Annotated in this window: 2 protein-coding genes; both read left to right on the top strand. The window is 36.8% G+C overall.

The annotated features are described in order from the left end of the window. The first annotated feature begins 304 nt into the window (after window positions 1–304). Window positions 305–547, top strand: a complete 243-nt coding sequence (locus B5D54_RS16830; protein WP_078927668.1) for a type II toxin-antitoxin system Phd/YefM family antitoxin — start codon at window positions 305–307, stop codon at window positions 545–547. An 8-nt stretch (window positions 548–555) separates the two neighbouring features. Continuing rightward, entirely contained in the window at window positions 556–855 is a 300-nt protein-coding gene (locus tag B5D54_RS16825) for a type II toxin-antitoxin system RelE/ParE family toxin (RefSeq protein WP_039428516.1), read from the top strand. Window positions 856–1,048 lie beyond the last annotated feature (193 nt).

Below are 1,048 nucleotides of genomic sequence, written 5' to 3'. Positions count from 1 at the left end.
TATACAAAGTAGAAACTAAATTCAAAGTAAAGAAACCATAAAAACACTTTAACTTTCAATATATTGTGGTCTTTTCTCTACGGTTACATAACGCCGCATTAAGGGGCAGCCAACGCTACTACCAACTCACCGCATAACAGCGTAATCACAAAAACTAACGCATAATAAAAATGCCACGCGTTGGCTGTCCCTCTTAAATGCTTTGTTAGCATACCTTTTCACACATTTCGTGCGATTTAATTATATTGACCGCTTCGTGTGATGAGCTATACTCCAATTAGACTAAAGACTGTGGAGAATAACCATGTATACATTAACAGCAAATGACGCTAAACGAAATTTTGGTGAATTGCTTCTTAATGCTCAACGCCAACCAATTAAGATCAGTAAAAACAGCAAAGATGCTGTTGTCGTGATGTCTATACATGACTACGAAGAGCTTGAAATGATGAAAACAGAATATCTTAAACATTGTTTCAACGTGGCTAAAGATGACTTGGTAAAAGGCAATGTCGTTGATGGTAAAGATTTTTTGAATGAGCTATAACAAACAATATGCACAATAAACAATATAAACTAAGTAGTTTGGCTCAAACTCATTTACGTAAAGTAAAAAATTATACCATCAACAATTTTTCCGAATTACAGTGGCAACGTTATAAAGAAACACTACTTTCTGGCTTTCAAATGCTCGCTGATAATCCTGATTTAGGACGAAGCTGCCATGAAATATATAGTAACGGCTTTTACTTTCCGATTGGAAAACACACTGCTTACTTCACAAAGGAAGAGAATTTCATCTTAATCGTAGCTGTATTGGGGCAATCTCAGTTACCGCAAAATCACCTGAAATAATAAACAATTATGGGCGATACTTTCGACTGGTAAGCTAACGCTTTTTATACAGCAGACAGCCTTAATCACTTCCATGCTACCGCCCTCTTTCTATAAAAAGCTCACGGAAACCGCATGAACATCACTGCCCTGTAAGGCTTTCGAGAACCTTACTTAAGTAGTTTTCATCCATTGCGCAGTTCATCCGTTTACG

This window comes from Vibrio cincinnatiensis DSM 19608 (assembly GCF_900167345.1).
Lineage (GTDB): Bacteria > Pseudomonadota > Gammaproteobacteria > Enterobacterales > Vibrionaceae > Vibrio > Vibrio cincinnatiensis.
The sequence above is the reverse complement of the archived record's forward strand: the minus strand, read 5'-3'. Positions and strand labels throughout refer to the sequence as shown.